The organism is Nostoc sp. (genome assembly GCF_036917675.1).
Lineage (GTDB): Bacteria > Cyanobacteriota > Cyanobacteriia > Cyanobacteriales > Nostocaceae > Nostoc.
The window spans coordinates 241,682-260,267 of record NZ_JBALCT010000074.1; the positions used below are offsets into that span (position 1 = coordinate 241,682).

16 protein-coding genes are annotated in these 18,586 nt (G+C 44.6%); 11 read left to right on the forward strand and 5 right to left on the reverse strand.

Annotated elements, in window-relative coordinates; genetic code table 11:
• Nucleotides 1-96: 96 nt before the first annotated feature.
• On the forward strand, nucleotides 97-2,460 hold the full coding sequence (locus V7K31_RS30665) for a hybrid sensor histidine kinase/response regulator (protein ID WP_335100170.1): 2,364 nt from the start codon (nucleotides 97-99) through the stop codon (nucleotides 2,458-2,460).
• Between the two features lie 187 nt (nucleotides 2,461-2,647).
• On the opposite strand, the gene V7K31_RS30670 is transcribed toward V7K31_RS30665, so the two are convergent.
• A complete protein-coding gene (locus tag V7K31_RS30670) occupies nucleotides 2,648-2,875 on the reverse strand; it encodes a hypothetical protein (protein WP_335100172.1) in 228 nt (75 codons plus the stop codon).
• Nucleotides 2,835-3,476, reverse strand: a complete 642-nt coding sequence (locus tag V7K31_RS30675; protein ID WP_335100174.1) for a zeta toxin family protein — start codon at nucleotides 3,474-3,476, stop codon at nucleotides 2,835-2,837. Before V7K31_RS30675 ends, V7K31_RS30670 begins: the two co-directional genes overlap by 41 nt.
• Before the next feature lie 91 nt (nucleotides 3,477-3,567).
• On the opposite strand from V7K31_RS30675, the gene V7K31_RS30680 reads away from it, so the two are divergent.
• Both V7K31_RS30680 and V7K31_RS30685 read left to right on the forward strand, forming a co-directional pair.
• Nucleotides 3,568-5,412, forward strand: coding sequence for a tetratricopeptide repeat protein (locus V7K31_RS30680; protein WP_335100176.1), 1,845 nt, complete (start codon nucleotides 3,568-3,570; stop codon nucleotides 5,410-5,412).
• Between the two features lie 366 nt (nucleotides 5,413-5,778).
• Nucleotides 5,779-5,925, forward strand: a complete 147-nt coding sequence (locus tag V7K31_RS30685; RefSeq protein WP_442941420.1) for a hypothetical protein — start codon at nucleotides 5,779-5,781, stop codon at nucleotides 5,923-5,925.
• 114 nt (nucleotides 5,926-6,039) lie between these two features.
• Here V7K31_RS30685 and tftA read toward each other — a convergent pair whose 3' ends face one another.
• Nucleotides 6,040-7,392, reverse strand: coding sequence for a hormogonium tapered terminus morphoprotein TftA (tftA, locus tag V7K31_RS30690; RefSeq protein ID WP_335100178.1), 1,353 nt, complete (start codon nucleotides 7,390-7,392; stop codon nucleotides 6,040-6,042).
• A gap of 158 nt (nucleotides 7,393-7,550) precedes the next feature.
• Here tftA and dnaG point away from each other — a divergent pair, with 158 nt between their 5' ends.
• Nucleotides 7,551-9,467 carry a DNA primase gene (dnaG, locus tag V7K31_RS30695; protein WP_335100555.1) on the forward strand — a complete coding sequence of 639 codons (1,917 nt, stop codon included), beginning with the start codon at nucleotides 7,551-7,553 and terminating at the stop codon, nucleotides 9,465-9,467.
• A 229-nt stretch (nucleotides 9,468-9,696) separates the two neighbouring features.
• On the opposite strand, the gene V7K31_RS30700 is transcribed toward dnaG, so the two are convergent.
• Entirely contained in the window at nucleotides 9,697-11,022 is a 1,326-nt protein-coding gene (locus V7K31_RS30700) for a DEAD/DEAH box helicase (RefSeq protein WP_335100180.1), read from the reverse strand.
• A gap of 267 nt (nucleotides 11,023-11,289) precedes the next feature.
• Here V7K31_RS30700 and infC point away from each other — a divergent pair, with 267 nt between their 5' ends.
• Nucleotides 11,290-11,757, forward strand: coding sequence for a translation initiation factor IF-3 (infC, locus tag V7K31_RS30705; RefSeq protein ID WP_334831108.1), 468 nt, complete (start codon nucleotides 11,290-11,292; stop codon nucleotides 11,755-11,757).
• A 214-nt stretch (nucleotides 11,758-11,971) separates the two neighbouring features.
• On the opposite strand, the gene V7K31_RS30710 is transcribed toward infC, so the two are convergent.
• The gene (locus tag V7K31_RS30710) at nucleotides 11,972-12,589 is read right to left on the reverse strand and encodes a TetR/AcrR family transcriptional regulator (RefSeq protein ID WP_335100182.1); all 618 of its coding nucleotides are present in this window, start codon (nucleotides 12,587-12,589) and stop codon (nucleotides 11,972-11,974) included.
• Nucleotides 12,590-12,952: 363 nt separating this feature from the next.
• Here V7K31_RS30710 and V7K31_RS30715 point away from each other — a divergent pair, with 363 nt between their 5' ends.
• From V7K31_RS30715 to V7K31_RS30740, 6 genes are all read left to right on the forward strand, one after another.
• Nucleotides 12,953-14,260 (forward strand): HlyD family efflux transporter periplasmic adaptor subunit, encoded by a 1,308-nt coding sequence (locus tag V7K31_RS30715; protein ID WP_335100184.1) that lies wholly within the window; start codon nucleotides 12,953-12,955, stop codon nucleotides 14,258-14,260.
• Nucleotides 14,257-15,432 (forward strand): ABC transporter permease DevC, encoded by a 1,176-nt coding sequence (devC, locus tag V7K31_RS30720; protein WP_335100186.1) that lies wholly within the window; start codon nucleotides 14,257-14,259, stop codon nucleotides 15,430-15,432. The genes V7K31_RS30715 and devC overlap by 4 nt, the downstream gene beginning before the upstream one ends.
• 182 nt (nucleotides 15,433-15,614) lie before the next feature.
• Nucleotides 15,615-16,313 carry a DevA family ABC transporter ATP-binding protein gene (locus V7K31_RS30725; protein ID WP_334947780.1) on the forward strand — a complete coding sequence of 233 codons (699 nt, stop codon included), beginning with the start codon at nucleotides 15,615-15,617 and terminating at the stop codon, nucleotides 16,311-16,313.
• A 54-nt stretch (nucleotides 16,314-16,367) separates the two neighbouring features.
• Entirely contained in the window at nucleotides 16,368-17,264 is an 897-nt protein-coding gene (locus V7K31_RS30730) for an ABC transporter permease (protein WP_335100557.1), read from the forward strand.
• Between the two features lie 52 nt (nucleotides 17,265-17,316).
• Nucleotides 17,317-17,547 (forward strand): hypothetical protein, encoded by a 231-nt coding sequence (locus tag V7K31_RS30735; RefSeq protein ID WP_442941422.1) that lies wholly within the window; start codon nucleotides 17,317-17,319, stop codon nucleotides 17,545-17,547.
• A gap of 141 nt (nucleotides 17,548-17,688) precedes the next feature.
• Nucleotides 17,689-18,585: an ROK family protein gene (locus V7K31_RS30740; protein ID WP_335100561.1), complete on the forward strand. Its 897-nt coding sequence runs from the start codon at nucleotides 17,689-17,691 to the stop codon at nucleotides 18,583-18,585.
• Nucleotide 18,586 lies beyond the last annotated feature (1 nt).

Sequence of the window (18,586 nt, forward strand, 5' to 3'; positions counted from 1 at the left end):
GGTGTTGAGCGATGTCTACGACGGTCGTAGATGCAGCATTCTCTAGCTGATTTTGGGAATAATCCTTTAGCTAGCTGCATAAAAGGAGAAGGCACATTGAAAGGAACATGTTTCCTGCTAGCGCGTTATGCTGTGGCACTATTGGCTGTTGGTAGCGGATTGCTGCTAACACTATTGCTACAGCCACTATTGGAAGCAACTGTTTTTCTGCTGTTTTTTGCTGCCGTGGCGGTTAGTGCCTGGTATGGCGGCATGCAAGCAGGGTTGCTGGCTACCGCTTTGTCTGCTTTAGCCGTCAGCTACTTTTTTTTAGAGCCAATATTTTCGCTGTTTGTTGCGAGTCTAGATAGTATGGTGCGGTTAGGCTTGTTTGTGTTGGTGACAATACTTATTAGCTTGCTCAATTCCGAGTTACGCACTGCCAAACAATATCTTCAAATGAGTGAGGCCAGGTTTAGAAGGTTGGTAGATTCCAACATTATTGGGGTAATTGTAGTCAAAATGGACGGAGCGATCGCAGAGGCGAATGATGCTTTTTTAGGAATGGTAGGTTATTCGCAAGAGGATTTGCTAGCAGGGCGAGTCCGATGGCGCGAGATGATACCACCAGAATATATTGAAGCTAACGATCGCGCGATACCTTCGGTGAGCTTCGCTAACGCAGAACTCACAACCAAAGGTGTATGTCAGCCCTTTGAGAGCGAATATATCCGCAAAGATCACAGCCACGTTCCCATCCTGTTAAGTTCTGCTTTATTAGAAAATAATCCAGATAATATTATTAGTTTTGTACTAGATTTAAGCGAACGCAAACGACTAGAGCTTGCCCTTTGCAAAAGCGAAGAACGCTATCGCGCTTTTTTAGAGCAGAGTTCAGAAGGTATTTGGTGCATCGAACTGGAAGTACCAATTTCGCCAGAGTGTCCAGAAGATGAACAAATTCAACATTTTTACCAATATGTTTACTTAGCAGAATGCAACAATGTGATGGCGCAGATGTATGGCTATTCTCGTGCCGAAGAAATGATCAGCGCCAGACTAGAAGACTTTCTCATTTCCTCCGATCCAGATAATATTGCATACCTGCGTAGTTTTATCCGTTCTAACTACCGACTAATCGATGCAGAGTCCCACAAAATAGATCAGCAAGGTAATTCCAAATATTTTTTGAATAATCTGGTGGGAATTGTCGAAAAAGGGCTTTTAGTCAGAGCGTGGGGAACTCAACGCGACATCACAGAACGCAAGCAAGCAGAGCAACAATGCAAACAATTACTTGAGCGCGAACAGACAGCACGCGCCGATGCCGAAGCCGCAAACCGCATCAAAGATGAGTTTCTCGCCACACTCTCCCACGAACTCCGCACACCCCTAAACACCATAATGGGCTGGACACAGCTACTTAGGAGTCGCAAGTTGGATCAGAGTACTACTAGCCGCGCACTAGAGACAATTGAGCGTAACACCAAATCACTGACGCAACTAATCGAAGATATCCTAGATGTCTCGCGGATTATTAGAGGTACACTTCATCTAAGTATTCATCAGGTAAAACTTGTACCACTTGTAGAGGCAGCAATCGATATTGTGCGTCCAGCAGCCCAGGCCAAAGAAATTAACATTAAGTGTAGATTCAACCCGGAAGTTGGGGTAATTATGGGTGATGCCAACCGCTTGCAACAGGTTGTGTGGAATTTACTCTCCAACGCCGTCAAGTTTACACCCAAGGGGGGAAGAGTTGATGTGCAATTGCAGCGCATTCAATCCTATGTGCAAATTCGGGTGAGCGATACGGGAGAGGGAATTGCTGCCGAATTCCTGTCCCATGTATTTGAACGCTTTCGTCAAGCCGACAGTTCCAAAACGCGATCGCATGGTGGATTAGGATTAGGATTAGCGATCGTCCGCCACTTGGTAGAATTGCACGGTGGCACAGTCTCTGCCGAAAGTCCAGGAATTGGACAGGGGGCGACATTCATTGTGAATCTGCCAATGAAAGCCGTTGATGTAGAAACTAATACAGCAGAGGAGCTTTCATCTTCCGTGGATGCCCAAGAGGTTAATAATTACCTGCCGAATTTAGATGACTTGCGGGTGCTGATCGTCGATGATGAGGCAGACGGGCGTCATTTGCTCACCACAATTCTGAGGCAGTATGGCACCCAAGTCATAGCAGCTGCATCTGCTTCTGAAGCACTGCTTGCCCTGCAAGAATTTAAACCTCATGTACTAGTGAGCGACATTGATATGCCCCAAGAAGACGGTTACACACTAATTCGTCAAGTGAGGGCGCTGCCAACAGATCAAGGAGGACGAATTCCAGCAGTGGCGCTGACAGCCGATGCTAGGGCAGAAGATCGCACGCAAGCCCTGTTGGCAGGCTTTCAAATCCACGTCCCCAAGCCAGTTAATGCGGGTGAGTTAGCAGCTGTAATTGCCAATCTCACTGGACGTACTTGATGGGGCATTGGGCATTGGGGGCAGGAGAGAATTGCCATTCTAACAGGACTTACGCAAACAATAGCCGAAAAGAATGATTTTCTTCTTAAGGGCAATTCATGAATTGCCCCAGAGCGCGTGTAATTTTGCGTAAGTCCTATGTAACTGTAATTTGCTAGAGATTAAATATGTATATAGAATTTAACTGTCATTCATCATGACTAACAGTTGAATCAAGAGGAGGAATTTGATCGGCAGTTAATGTCACAACTTGACCATCTTGCCAAATACTAATAGATTCTCCTAAACGGCGGTGTCTTTCAATAGCTTTAGCAATAGCAGCTTTGACACCAGAATCAATTTTTTGATGGATTTCTGTTAGGGGAATTTGCGCTTTATTCCCTGGTTGTAATTCGATTCCAGATTTGGGGTTCATAGATAATTGCTTCCTGATTGATATTTGATGCAGCCACTAATAGAGGTTCAGACCCAGAATTATCATAGATTATCCAAGTATCACACACAGGTAAATATAAGTTGATTAGGTTGCTGCGTCCGCGTTCGTACCGACGGCGGATAGTATCTTCCGGGATGTTGTGACCACCACTTTCTACACGTCTCTTGACCCGTGCGATCGCTAATTCGGGACTTTGTAACCAAAAGTAAATTAAGTTGATAATATAATCTTTGTTTTTACATTCTCTCAAGAATCGGGCAAAGTTCCGAGCCGCTAATGTAGTTTCAAATGCAAAATCAGCTTCAGCATTCACCAGAGTTTCTAGTCTTTCTAACATTAATCGTCCGGCTTGACTAGCTACGGATTCCGGGTTAAAAGGAGAAAGTCCGGCTGCTATTTCATCGGCGTTGACATATTCAAATACTTCTAGGAAGTAGGGAAGGATTTGCAGGGCGGCAGTAGTTTTTCCAGAAGCGTTTGCACCGCCGATAATGTATAGGTTGGGCATTAATCTAATGGTAATACTAATTGTGCGGATGATTTTGGCTGAGATTTGGTCTTTTTCTTGGTTGAGTATCAAAAACTTATTGTTGCATTCTCAAATAATCTCTCCTGCTCCCCACCTGCGAGGACTAGAATTAGAATTGACGTGACGTTCTCTAATAGCCAAAGTGTCAGACTCTTTGCCATTGCGTGATCGCTATCTTGCTTTAATCGATGAAATTGTTGAAACCACCCTCAAGGGCAAAATTAGCTCTGTTGAGATGGTGTATCAAATGCTGCTTAAAGGAATCACTTCCGGTACAGGGGAAGTCTTTGAGCTAGTTTTGAGCGATCGCCTGAATGCCCTCCAAAGTCAAGTAGATAGCGAAAAAGACGAACTCAAGAAAGCCAAGGCGACTCGGAGTTTGAGAGCGATTAAGACCATTCAAAGTCAATGGCAACGCTGGCAAGAACAAAACAAAGCCACAGAAGCGATCGCCTCCGCAGTTTCAGAAATTACCACAGCCCCTGCTGACGAGCGGTTAGCGACATTTTTACGTGTTACTGATCCCAATCAGAAGTATCCGCTAAATTCGCAACAGCTACAGCAGTTGTCAAGAGCATTACAGCAATTTGCTCAGGCAGATTCTGATTTAGAACAATTTTCCGAAGGGATTACCCGTGGTTTAGCTTCTTGGCAGCGATTGCAAGACAACTTGCTCAGTTGGATGTACGAGCAAAAAGAATCTTTGGGATTTGGCGGCGTACCCGGAGAACGTGGTCCTTGGGCAAGTTGGTCTAAACAACTCAATAGTGAGTTACCCAAAGCACTGCTTCGCACCTTGGCGATGGAAGAATCAGCAATTGAGTTTGCCCAGCGACAACGGGGAATCACCCTTAGAGATTGGGTGGAAATGGCATTGATTTTACAGTACTTGCAACGGGGACTAATTAACTGGTTTGACCAACAAGCTTACGATGTTAAAGCCGGGCCAAAGTTGTCCATTTCCACTTTCTTGACTTTTGCAGTGATTTGGAGTCAATTAGCAAGTGGTTTTGGGAGCATTGGGACAGTGTACGGCGATGCCTGTTCTCAAATCATGCTCCAGATTTTGCGAACCTTTGCCCAGCGTCCGTATTTTCCCTTTTACGGCGGGATTTTTGCCTCTTTTACTGGCACTTACTTGCGAGATGCCCTAGATTATTTGGATGAACCACTGCGAAGAGGCGAGGGAACCCAAGAAAAAGCGCGGATTTTGACCCTTCTAGGTTATTCTCAGCGTGCTTTAGGGCAATATCAGCGATCGCTTGATTTTCATCAGCAGGCGCTAGAGATAGCCAGAAATGCCGGCGATCGCCCCTGTGAAATTGCCAATCTTAACCACCTCAGCCGTACCTACGTGCAACAGCAAAATTATGCTGAGGCAATTAACTACAGTCAACGAGCATTAATACTGAGTCGGCAAGCAGGCGATAGAACCGGAGAGGCAAACGCGCTGGTAAATTTAGGTTACAGCGAAGTCATGCAAGCTCAGGAACTGGAAAACCTAGAACCAGAAACTTATGAAGCCGCAATTAACTATTTGGAACAAGGTTTAAAATTATCAGAAAAATTAGGCGATATTCAAAGTAAAGCCTTATGTGTCAGCAGCTTAGGAATTGCCTATTTAGTAATTGGACAACATCAAACTGCAATTAAATATCTTGAAGATGGCTTTAAAACAGCCCAAGTTTCCGGCGATTTGTATCTCCAAGGGCGGAACTTAGCTTATTTAGCAGAAGCTTATTATCATCTCCAAAATTCCGAAAAAACTGTTTACACAGGCTGCTTGGGAATGTATCTTTTGGAGCAAATAGCTTCTAGCGAGTGGCGTCAACCGGCAGGATTACTGACAATTTTACAAGGACAAATCGGGGCAGAAGCTTTCCAAAAGTTTTTACAGCAACATCGCCCGAAAATCATTGCAGTTATCGGTGTGGATGGGTACGATCACATTCCGCAATTGTTAGAAGTATACAAGCAAGATATGTAAACTCGCTACGACTTTGCAGTGATTGGATTAATATTACTAAAGTAAATGATCGGTAGTGCAAAAGGTGCTACTTTTTCCCGAAACTACTTTATCACCTTTGGTCTGAGCGTAGAATAACTGTATTAATATCATGTCCGCTTGATTACTTATTAAACCCGAAGAACCCCACCCCGGCAAATCTGCGTTTTGTCTCCCCTCCCGAAGAGCTCTTAGGGGATTAAGGGGAGCCAGCGCTCAGAGGGGTCTCCCCAAGTGGAGCATCTGGCGTGTGGGGTGCAATGACTATAGGAATCACAACTAATTACCTGGACATGATATAAGTCATTAATGAGTATTGCGTAGGCGCAGCCCGCCGTAGGTATCGCTATGACTACAACCACCAAAAAAGTTACTTTTGCAGAGTATCTCAATTATAACGATGGCACCGATACCCAATATGAATTGGTAGATGGAGAATTAATTCCCATGAGTCTTGGCACTGGCAAGCTCGAGGAATTTCGCAACCATAAGTAATTGTTCGCTTGATTGCGTCAGCATCAAATACATACAATGGTACCAAATCTTCTTCAGGCTTGACAAAAACTAAGCGACCTCGACCAATGGGTAAGCGTGTTTGGGCTTCTTTAGTTAAAGAAGTCCTGCTGATTCATATAATCGTTTGAGCATTGCGGAAATCTTCGTACCATAATCCAAATCTGCTGACCACCGCCCTGATAGCTGATCAATTAATGTTGCAATCCCGCGTGTGACAAAGCGAAACCTGGGATCTACTACTTCTTGTACCAAAGGTTCTAGACTGGCGTAAGCCTTCAAATGTTGGACGTGTGCCCTGACACCAATTCTGGCACTTGGAAAAGATGCAGCCTCCGAACCACCACCGATCGCACCTAAGCCAGCAAAGTTATTTTGCTCAGGTTTAATATCACCACCAAACCGTAAAAATCCAGTTTCTACACACATTTGGCAAAAGGCAATATCATAGTTTACTCCCTCAATACCTGCTTCTTCCCGATAAAGTTTTGGGATGTCAGGAAACTTTACCAAAGCATTTTCATTATTGTTTTTGAGGAATAATTGTAACTGTACTTCTGAAGTATTACCATTCGACATCACTCGGTCAAATTGACCAGGGCAAACGGTCAAATTCGAGCGCAAGCTGACAGTATGAGTTGCAGCATCCCAACTAACTGCAATCTTAAAATCTCGCAGTTCGATCGCTTTGACATAAACTATTTTGTGATAGGTAATCCGATTGACATTAGCTGCTTTGGAAAGGTCAATCCGTAAAATGTCTACTAAATCAATGGGGATGTAAGCATTACCATTAACTAAAACCCCTTGCTCTGAGTAACTTTGCCCATTAATATTAATATTAATTGCCGGATAATTCAGTTCCGCCGGAGTTCCAGGAGTGGGGTCAATCACACGACTCCAATTTACTAATCCATCGACAATTCCCAAAGCAAAATCGCGGCGACGAGTTTGCAGCAAAGCCCGATCCTCTGGATTGCTGAGAAACCCCACTTGCATCACCAAAGCCGGAAGGGTTGTCTGGCGACAGAATGCTAAACTACCCAATCCACTATCTGTATCTGGCTTGACTCCCCGATTCGGTAATTGGGGTACGCGGCGTAATAACCCCATTTGCAACTGTTCAGCATTACTCTTGCGATCGCTATTATTAGCAATGTAGAAGACGCTAGCCCCACGCACAGAAGGGCTGTTAGCCGCATCAGATTGAATTTCTAGGGCGATATCACCCCGGCGGCCGCGAGAATTGATCCAGGTGATAGTTTGAGCGGCACTCAAGTCATCAGGAACCGCCAAAATTTCCAAATTCCGCGCTCTTAGTTCCGTGACAATCAAATCCCGCAGCAGAATCATTTCTTTAGCTTCAGTTGTACCACCTGCGATCGCACCTGTATCGATTCCTCTAGTTTCTTTGCCTCCATGAGCCGCCGATATAAAAATACGTCCCATTTTCAGTATTTCCTCTGATAAAATTAAGTGTAAGCAATTCTATACATCATGCTTGGTCTAGCAACAAGAATATAATAGCGATCAGAAGTCATTTGTCCTTTGTTATTTCTCCAAAGTTCATGACCAATGACCAATGACCAATGACTAATGACAAAGCCATGCAAATCCCCCGCTTGCACCCAGACACAATTGAGGAAGTTAAACTACGAGCTGATATTGTAGATGTCGTCTCGGAATACGTAGTTTTACGCAAACGTGGCAAGGATTTTGTCGGTTTGTGCCCCTTCCATGATGAAAAATCTCCTAGCTTCACCGTCAGCCAAACCAAGCAAATGTACTATTGCTTCGGCTGTGAAGCTGGGGGAAATGCCATTAAGTTTGTCATGGAGTTGGGAAAGCGTTCTTTTACTGATGTGGTGCTGGATTTAGCACGGCGTTACCAAGTACCTGTGCAAACCTTAGAACCCGAACAACGCCAAGAATTACAGCGTCGGCTATCTTTGCGTGAGCAGTTGTATGAAGTTCTGGCAATGTCCGCACAGTTTTATCAACACGCCCTGAGACAATCCCAAGGGCAAAAAGCAATTCAATATTTGCAATCTAACCGCAAACTTAAAGAAGAAACTATACAACAATTTGGTTTAGGTTACGCTCCCGCAGGTTGGGAAACTCTCCATCGTTATCTAGTGGAAGATAAACATTACCCAGCGCAAATACTAGAAAAAGCGGGATTGATTAAGCCACGCAAGGAAGGGGGCGGTTATTATGATGTATTCCGCGATCGCTTAATGATTCCCATCCGCGATGTCCAAGGGCGCGTCATTGCCTTTGGTGGTAGAACCCTGACGGATGAACAACCTAAATATCTGAATTCACCAGAAACGGAACTTTTTAGTAAAGGTAAAACATTATTTGCCCTCGATCAAGCTAAAGGTGGGATTTCTCAACTCGATCAAGCGGTGGTGGTAGAGGGATATTTTGATGCGATCGCTCTCCACGCTGCTGGGATTAATAACGCGATCGCCTCTCTCGGTACTGCCTTAAGCTTAGAACAAGTCCGGTTAATATTACGCTACACCGAATCGAAACAATTAGTACTCAACTTTGATGCTGATAAAGCCGGAACCAATGCCGCCGAACGGGCGATCGGTGAAATTGCCGAACTCGCATATAAAGGCGAAGTTCAGCTAAAAATTCTCAATTTACCCGATGGTAAAGATGCTGATGAATACTTGCACAGCCACACTCCAGAAGATTATGGAGAACTGCTAAAAAATGCCCCACTTTGGCTAGACTGGCAGATTCAAGAAATTATTAAAGACCGCGACTTAAGACAGGCTACCGATTTTCAGCAAGTAACTCAGCAATTAGTTAAATTACTTAAAAATATAGCTAACAGCGATACACGCAACTATTACGTTTCTTACTGTGCAGAAATACTCAGCTTGGGAGATACCAGACTTATACCCCTACGAGTTGAAAATCTGCTAACTCAAATTGCTCCGGTTGCGGCTACATACTCTAAGCCCGTATCAGCGAAGAAAGCATGGGGAGGTGGCAAAGTTTCCCACTCTCCACTCCCTACAGAACGCAGTCTTTTAGAACACGCAGAAGCCTTATTACTCAGGATTTACTTACATTGTCCTGAACAGCGTCAAGCGATTATTGCCGAACTAGAAGAACGAGATTTGCAATTTAGCCTTTCCCATCACCGATTTTTATGGCAACAGATTTTAGAAACAACGGTGGAACAGCTAGATTTAATATCAAGTTTGCAAAACAGATACCTAGAATCCTCTGAAGAATTGGGATTAGTGTCGCATCTATTTCATCTGAACGAGAAATGGAAGAAAGAAATACTTCGGACTCCGCAAGTGGTTCAAGCTGCGATCGCTTGCATGGATTTGGTGATGCTCGAAAAACGCTATCGTCACTTTTTGGAATTATGGCAACAAACTGATCCAGAAGCTGAACCAGAGCGCTATGAATTTTATTATCAGGCTTTCTACGCCGAAAAAATCAAGCTTCAGCAAATAGACCGACAACGGTTATTTTCCATCACAGAGTTGCTGTAGCTTTGCACTTACGAATTGTTTCCTCGTTCCCAGTCGGAGACTGGGAATGCATTCATTGAGTCTCTGACTCAATATCTGACTGGAGGCAACAGCCCCTAATCAGGCATTCCCATGCAGAGCATAGGAACGAGATAAACGAGAGAATAATGGGAAATTGAGCTTTTTTCGATTTGTGTGTACACCGTAGCATCTTAGGAGAGAGGCTTTCCAGTTAGACAGCTAACAAAGATTAGCGATCGCGTTTAGCAGAACGGCGTGAACCAGGCTTATCGCCATTCATAGCAGGTGGCGCTACTCTACGTTTAGCTGATGTCTGTGGTAACGGTTTAGGAGTACGGGCTGGGCGCTTATCACCACCAGGCTTGGCTCTATGTTGGCGTCCATTTGGGATTGGTTCTGGCTCAATGTCGGGGTTGGGGCTAAAGCCAGCGACTACTTCCCTCGGTAAGCGTTGCTCGATCAGTTTTTCGATATCTGTCAATAAATGGTTTTCATCAACGCATACCAGCGATACAGCTTCACCTGATGCCCCAGCGCGACCAGTGCGCCCAATGCGATGAACATAATCCTCCGGTACATTGGGCAGATCGAAGTTGACTACATGGGGCAATTCGCTGATGTCAAGACCCCTAGCAGCAATGTCCGTCGCCACCAATACCTGTAAGCTGCCATTCTTGAACTTTGTCAGAGCGTTGGTACGGGCTGGCTGGCTCTTATTACCGTGGATTGCCAGTGCTTGAATCCGGTCTTCGCCCAACTGCTTAACCAATCGGTCAGCGCCATACTTAGTACGAGTGAACACTAGCACTTGATACCAACTATCTCGCCGAATTAGGTGAGCAAGTAATTGGCGTTTCTTGTCACGGTCTACCTGATAAACTTTTTGGGCGATCGTGTCGGCGGTAACGTTGCGGCGTGCTACCTCAATCATCGTCGGGTGATTCAGCAACCCTGCGGCCAGTGCCTTAATTTTGTCCGAGAAAGTAGCGAAGAATAGCAAGTTTTGTCGCTGTTTGGGCAGAAGCGCGAGGATGCGGCGAATATCATTAATAAACCCCATGTCCAGCATCCGATCTGCTTCATCCAGCACCAAAACCTCAATTTGTGACAGGTTCACTGTACCCTGGTGTACGTGGTCTAGCAGTCGCCCTGGAGTCGCAACCAAGATATCCACTCGGCCTTTCAAACGCTGTTTTTGCAGATGAATACTGACTCCGCCAAATATCACCATCGAGTTGAGCTTCAAATACTTGCCGTACTCGCGCACGCTTTCTTCCACCTGGGCGGCAAGTTCACGAGTCGGGGTGAGAATTAGCGCCCGAATCGGCGGGTATCCATTAGACGTACCTTTGCTCTTGTCAGATGACAACCGATGCAGCAACGGCAGGGTAAAACTAGCGGTCTTTCCAGTGCCAGTTTGTGCCCCAGCTAGCAAATCCTTACCCAACAGGACGGCAGGAATCGCCTGCATCTGAATTGGCGTGGGTTCGGTGTACCCTCGCTCCGTAACGGCACGAATAATTTCATTGGACAAGCCGAGATTAGAAAAAGACATAAAACTCCAAAAATAACATCGGCCTGTCGCCAATGATGGCGTCAGTCTTAGGCGGACGGATAAACTATCATTGAAAGTCTAGATGGGCAGTAGCGCGAAGACTGAGAGCGTGTGCCGCAGTTCTGCATTCTAACAGATTGCAGTCCATTGTGTCGTTAAAGTTGCTCTGATTCAGTGTTGTGTTAAATTAGCAATAGCATTACTTGCTTGCAAAGTAAAGTGTTGAACAATTAGGAGAAATTCATTATCGCAATCCAAAAGCAACTGATTAATTCGCAAATCAAGTCACCTCATGTGTTCTTGATTGACCATGAGAATAACAATCGTGGTCTGATCGACACCAATGAGGCGCTACAGCTAGCCGAAAGCTTAGAGCTTGACTTAGTTGTAGTTTCCGAAGGCAAAGACGCTCCAATTGCCAAGATTCTCAACTATGGCAAGCTTCAGTATCAAAAGAAAAAACGTCAGAGCCAGAGTGCTAGACCCACGGTAAAAGAAGTTCGGTTCGGTCTAAACGTGGGTGTGGCTGATTACAATTTACGCATTGAGAAAGCAGTTCAGTGGTTGAGTAAAGGCGATTCAGTGAAGTTTGCCATTCGTTTACGAGGCCGAGAACATCAATATCGTGACCAAGCGGGAGACTTGCTAGACCGGATTGCAAAGGATCTCAGTCAAGTGGGTAAAATCCAGTCCCTGGATAAACGCTCACTAATTGTTCAAGTTATTCCTGCTTAGTTAATCTGGCGATCGCTGGAGGATGCATTTGACCAAATAATTACTAATTCATAATTCATAATTAAACACACTGTACAACAGCTGAGACTAAATCAAAAATTTAGTGGTCAACAAGACAGTGGAGAGTAGTGAGCTACCACTGAATTATAATTATTAATTATCAATTATAAATTATTTTGACCTTCCCACCGAACAAGCGCCGGGATATAACCAATCAATCGGCGCAATTAGTGATTAGGTGTGTCAAAGCATTAATCAAGCGATCGCTTTCCATTGGTATAATATCTTTCCCATGCATCACATCTTGAGTTACATGAAAATTAACTAATGTACCTAAAAAAATCCTCGCTGTTGCCTCTGGGTCAGTTATATTCAGTTCCAGGTGAGCAGCCAAGTATTGATTGAGCGTTTCCAACATTGGTTTAATCATCGCCCGAACACAAATCTGAGTTAATTCTGGAAAACGACCAGATTCCCCAATTAGCACTCGCATAAATGCACAGTTTTCCTGGTCGTTATTCATTTGTTCTAATAATTTGGTTCCTAATTGGCGCAGTACGATTTTTGGTTCTCCCTCCATAGGTTCCGCGCCAAAGAGAGAGTTAAACTTCTGATTTGCCAACTGCTCGAACAGTACTTTAAAAAGTCCTTCTTTATCTTGAAAATGGCTGTAGACTGTCGCTTTAGAAACACCAGCCGCTACTGCTACCCGATCCATACTTGTACCAGCATAGCCATTTTGTAAGAACTCCTGCATTGCCCCTTGCAGAATTTGCTCTACTTTATCAACGGAATGATCTCGATCAACTTCGCCAGTTTTAATGCGTACCATTTATTAATTATCCTCTCTTATAAACAATTTTAATAGATGCGGCAATTTACCCTACGTCATTAATCCCATCTGTGGCAATCATTCTGGTGCAGAAATGAAGGCAAACTGATTAAATTGCCGCGATGTGCAACTTATTTTTAAAACCCCGCTTCCATTCCTCTCCCCCACAGGGAGAGAGGCTTTGATTCTTGCTCCCCTTCCCTACAAGGGAAGGGGTTGGGGGTTAGGTTTGAGAGAAAGTTTCACACGGCGTTAAATTGAGAATTTTAGCTTTCTGCTCTTGACTAAACTACTCCGTTTAGTTTAGCATAAAATTGAACTAGACAGTTTAGTATGATTTACTAATGGTAAAAGGTAAACACTATGGTGCAGAACTGGAAATTAGAAGATTTAAAGTCTTCCCAAAATATTTTGCGATCGCCCACAACACTAGCAATAATTGCATCGCTAGCAATAGGTGGAGCTAGTGTTTATACGGTGTTAAAGTTTCAGGCGATCGCTAATGAAAAGCAAGCAGCGCCAGTAGCTGTTCAACCAGTTGTAAAAACAGTCACAGCATTGGGACGCTTAGAACCAAATGGAGAAGTGATAAAACTGTCTGCAACAACTTCGACTGAGGGAAGTCTGCTTCAGAAACTATTGGTGAAAGAAGGCGATCGCGTTAAGGTTGGGCAGGTAATTGCGATTATGGACAGTCGCGATCGCTTGCAAGCAAGTTTGGTTGAAGCTCAAAAACAAGTTCAAGTTGCCAAATCCAGCCTTGATAAGGTAAAAGCGGGAGCAAAACAGGGAGAAATTGGAGCCAAGGAAGCTGCTGTCAGCCGTCTGCAAGTCGAACTAGAGGGAAATATCAAAATTCAGCAAGCCACAATTGATCGCCTAGAAGCCGACTTGCAAGGACAACGACAGAGTTTACAAGCAACGGTGGATCGCGTCGCAGCCGAAAAGCGGAACGCTCAAGTAGAAGTGCAACGCTATGATGCTTTATACAAAGAAGGGGCAATTTCCAGTCAGCAAGCCGATCAAAAACGTCTGAGTGCAGAAACTTCTACTCAGCAGGTAATCGAAAACCAAGCTAATAAGACAAGAACTGTCGCTACTTTAGAACAGCAGATTAAAGAAGCCAAAGCTAACCGTAGCCAAACCCTCGCTAGCTTGCAACAGCAGATTAACGAAGCCAAAGCCACCCTGAACCAAACGGCTGAAGTTCGTCCTACAGATGTTGCAAACGGACAAGCAGAGGTAGATAGCGTTCAAGCTACTGTGGCAAAAATGCAAGCGCAATTGGATCAGGCATACGTCCGCGCTCCCAAAGCGGGGCAAATCATGAAGATTAATACACGAGCCGGAGAAACCGTTTCTAGTGACGGGATTGTAGAACTAGGTCAAACCGAGCAGATGTATGCAGTCGCAGAAGTTTACCAAAGTGATGTTAACAAAGTGCGATCGGGGCAACAAGTAAAGGTAATCAGCGATTCCCTCCCCGGAGAATTACAGGGAACCGTCGATTGGCTGGGGATGCAGGTGCAGCGACAAAATCTGATCAACAGTGACCCCTCCAGCAATATTGACGGCAGAGTAGTGGAAGTTCATGTGCGACTAGATCAGGCTTCTAGCGCCAAAGCTGCCAAGTTTACCAATCTGCAAGTAAAGGCAGTGATAAAACTATGATTGGATTTATTCAACAACTGCGGCAGCGAACCCCTCTGGGATGGCTGCAACTGAGTCACGAAAAAAGCCGTCTGTTGGTGGCATTGGGAGGCATTGCTTTCGCTGATGTTCTCATGTTCATGCAGTTAGGGTTTCAGACTGCCTTGTTTGAAAGTAATACTAAGCTGCATCATAGTATACAGGCTGACATTTTCCTAATTAGTCCTCAAGCTCGTAACGTGTTAAATGCGTCCACCTTTACGCGGCGGCGACTGTATCAGGCAATGGATGTACAGGGGGTGAAGTCAGCAGAAGCAATGTATATCAGCATTGTCGATTGGAAGAATCCTCAAACACAGCAAAAGACATCTGTACTAGTTATCGGGATCAATCCTGAAAAGCAAGCGTTTGATTTGGCGGATGTGAACAGCCAGATAAATCTGGTGAAACTACCAGATACCGTCCTGTTCGATCGCGCCTCCAGAGGAGATTATAAAGAAGCGATCGCTCAAGTTGATCAAGGGAAACCTGTGACGACTGAAATTGACCGCCGGACGATTACCATTAGCGGCTTATTTTCAATCGGGGCTTCCTTTGCGGCTGATGGGAATTTGATTACCAGCGATCAGAATTTCTTGCGGCTATTTCCGAAGCGAGAAGCCAGCAGTGTCAGTTTAGGTTTGGTTCAACTAGAACCAGGCTATGACTTAAAACAGGTGAAAGCAGCTTTAAAATCTCATTTAGATGATGATGTTAAAGTGTTGACCAAAGCAGAATTTATCGAATTTGAAACAGATTATTGGAAAAAAAATACAGCGATTGGGTTTATCTTCAGCTTGGGTGTAGGAATGGGGTTTATGGTAGGCGTGATTATCGTCTATCAAGTTCTTTCTACAGATGTGAATTCCCACATGAAAGAATATGCCACATTCAAAGCAATGGGGTATAACAATCTCTACTTATTAGGTGTGGTGTTTGAAGAGGCGATAATTTTGGCAATCTTGGGCTTTATTCCCGGAGCGATCGCACCTTTAGGACTTTATCATTTAACTCGTAATGCCACCAATTTACCACTTTATATGACCGTAGCACGAGCCTTGACGGTATTAACGCTGACTATGATTATGTGCATAATTTCTGGTGCGATCGCCACTAGGAAATTACAGTCCGCCGACCCCGCAGATATGTTTTAGAAAATGGGCATTGGGCATTGGGCATTGGGCATGGGGCATGGGCAAAACAGTTCTTTTTTTCCGAGTTCCGAGTAAAAAAGTGAGATTCCCCACTCAGCACTCAAAACTCAGCACTGATGAGGGGCATTGGGATAATTAACAATTCCCAATTTAAAATCTAAAATCTAAAATCTAAAATTGCTATGCTTCCCGTCATCTCTGTTAAAAATCTCGACCACTACTTTGGTCATGGTCAACTTCGTAAGCAAGTTCTCTTTGATATCAACCTGGATATTAACGCTGGGGAAATTATTATTATGACTGGGCCTTCTGGCTCTGGTAAAACTACACTTCTCACCCTATCAGGCGGCTTGCGTTCTGCACAATCTGGCAGTTTGCAGATATTGGGACAAGAACTGTGTGGCGCTAACACTACAAAACTTACTCAAGCGCGACGCAATAACGGTTATATTTTCCAAGCGCACAACTTGCACGGTAGCCTAACAGTACTCCAGAACGTCAGAATGGGCTTGGAAGTACATAATAATATTTCGTCAGCAGAAATGAAAACTCGGTCAGCCGAAATGTTAGAGGAAGTAGGATTAGGGAATCGCCTGAATTATTATCCTGATGATTTATCTGGGGGACAAAAACAAAGAGTTGCGATCGCTCGTGCCCTAGTTGGTCGTCCTAAAATTGTCTTAGCGGATGAACCCACCGCCGCCCTTGACAGTAAATCGGGACGAGATGTGGTTAACCTGATGCAAAAACTAGCTAAAGAACAGGATTGTACCATTCTCTTGGTTACTCATGACAATCGCATTCTCGATATTGCCGATCGCATCGTCTATATGGAAGATGGCAAATTAATAAATGACCGCGCTGTTGTTGCAGCCAGTTAGGAGATTTCAAGTAAAATGGTCAGCGTATCAAGCTTTGCTCCAGGCGATCGCTCTATGGCCATTACAAAACGGCGACTACCGACTTTTTTACAGTTCGGCAAAACTTCCAATCTTTCCCAAAAACTCATGCTCATCGGGTTAGCCATTACCCTATTTTTCATCTTCCTGGCATTCTTCGCTCCCGTATTTCAGGCTTGGGGATGGCTGCAAAACCCGAAAGATTTTCTCTCTAATCCAATTCACGAGCCACCCTCAGCTAAACATTGGTTTGGTACTAGTCGCCTGGGTTATGATGTGTTTTCCCGGACATTGTTCGGCGCTCAAGCTGCTTTGCTGGTGGTAATTTTGGCGACATCGCTGAGTATGATTATCGGTGTGCCTTTGGGGATGCTGAGTGGTTATCTCGGCGGTAAATTGGATAAAGTTTTGTTGTTTATTATGGATAGCATCTACACCCTACCGGGGCTACTGCTGTCTGTGACGCTGGCGTTTGTGGTGGGGCGTGGGATATTAAATGCCGCGATCGCGATTAGCATTGCTTACATCCCCCAATATTATCGCGTTGTTCGCAACCACACGGTGAGCGTAAAAACTGAAGTGTTTATCGAAGCTGCTCAAGCAATGGGCGCTTCTACTTGGGTTGTGCTTTCTCGTTATCTGTTTTTCAACGTTATTCAAAGCGTACCCGTCCTATTTACGCTCAACGCTGCTGATGCGATTCTAGTATTGGGCGGTTTGGGTTTTTTGGGGCTAGGACTTCCCGAAGAAGTGCCAGAATGGGGACATGATTTAAAACAAGCCTTAGAAGCTCTACCTACTGGCATTTGGTGGACTGCGCTTTTCCCTGGTTTAACAATGACATTTATGGTAGTAGGGTTATCACTACTTGGTGAGGGGTTAAATGAATTTGTCAATCCCCGATTACGGAGAGAAAATAGAATCCGAAAGTAGTCAATTGTCATTGGTCATTGGTTTTGGACAAAGGACAAATGACAAATGACTAATGACAAATAAAAATAGAGAGATTTGGATGAAAGATAACCTAACGTTAATTGCTGCCGCTACTGGCGGGTTTATCCTTTCCGTTGCCCTTGCTGGCATCTTACGAGGTGCGCCAATTACAGCTTGGCAGGAGCAATCGAGTTTTCGCACCACGACTGTTGCTGATTTAAGGCTCACAGCCAATAAGACAGAAAACTTAGACTTTTTTCGTGCCAAAATGCTAAAAGGCTAACTACACATTTGCCTAAAACCCTGACGAATTGTTGATTTTGAACTGGAAAATAGGGAATGGGTTATGAGTAATAGCTGTTCACCAATGCCCCATTCCCAATGCCCAATGCTCAATGCCCAATGACAAATGACAAATGACAAAATGGTGACTTCTCAAGTAATTGGCATTGATGTGGGGGGAACAGCGATTAAGCTGGGGCGGTTTACAGCTGATGGTACTTGTCTGCAATCTTTGATTGTGGCGGCTCCTCAACCGACAACACCAGAGGCCGTGCTGGCGCTGATCGTAGATGCGATCGCTCAAATTGATCCAGATAATCAAACTGTTGCTATTGGTGTTGGTACTCCTGGCCCAGCCGATGCAACCGGACGCATTGCTAAAATCGCCATTAACTTACCTGGATGGCGCGATGTGCCTTTAGCAGACTGGTTAGAAACCAAAACTGGTAAGCCCACTGCGATCGCTAATGATGCTAATTGCGCTCTTTTGGGAGAAGCTTGGCTAGGAGCCGGCCGCCACTTTCAAAATCTAATTCTGCTAACTTTAGGAACTGGGGTTGGTGGCGCAATTATCCTCAATGGCAAACTATTTGTGGGACATCAAGGCGCAGCTGGGGAATTGGGTTTAATTTCATTGAACCCCGATGGCCCAATTTGTAATAGTGGCAATCATGGCTCTTTGGAACAATATGCCTGTGTGACTGCAATTCGCCGCCGCACTCTCAAGGAACCCATCGAATTGGGTTTTCTTGCCCAAGAAGGAGATGCCGCAGCATTGACTTTTTGGCAAGAATATGGTAAGAATTTGGGAATTGGTTTGACGAGTTTGATTTATGTTCTGACACCGCAAGCGATCGTCATTGGTGGCGGTATAAGTGGCAGTTTTGAGTTTTTCTTACCAGCAGTAAAGGCAGAAATTGAGAAGCGAGTTCAACCTTTATCACGGGTGGGATTACAAATTTTGCCAGCAGAGTTAGGCAATTTTGCTGGGATAGTAGGTGCAGCAAAGTTGGCATGGCAACTCTATTCAGGATTTTAGA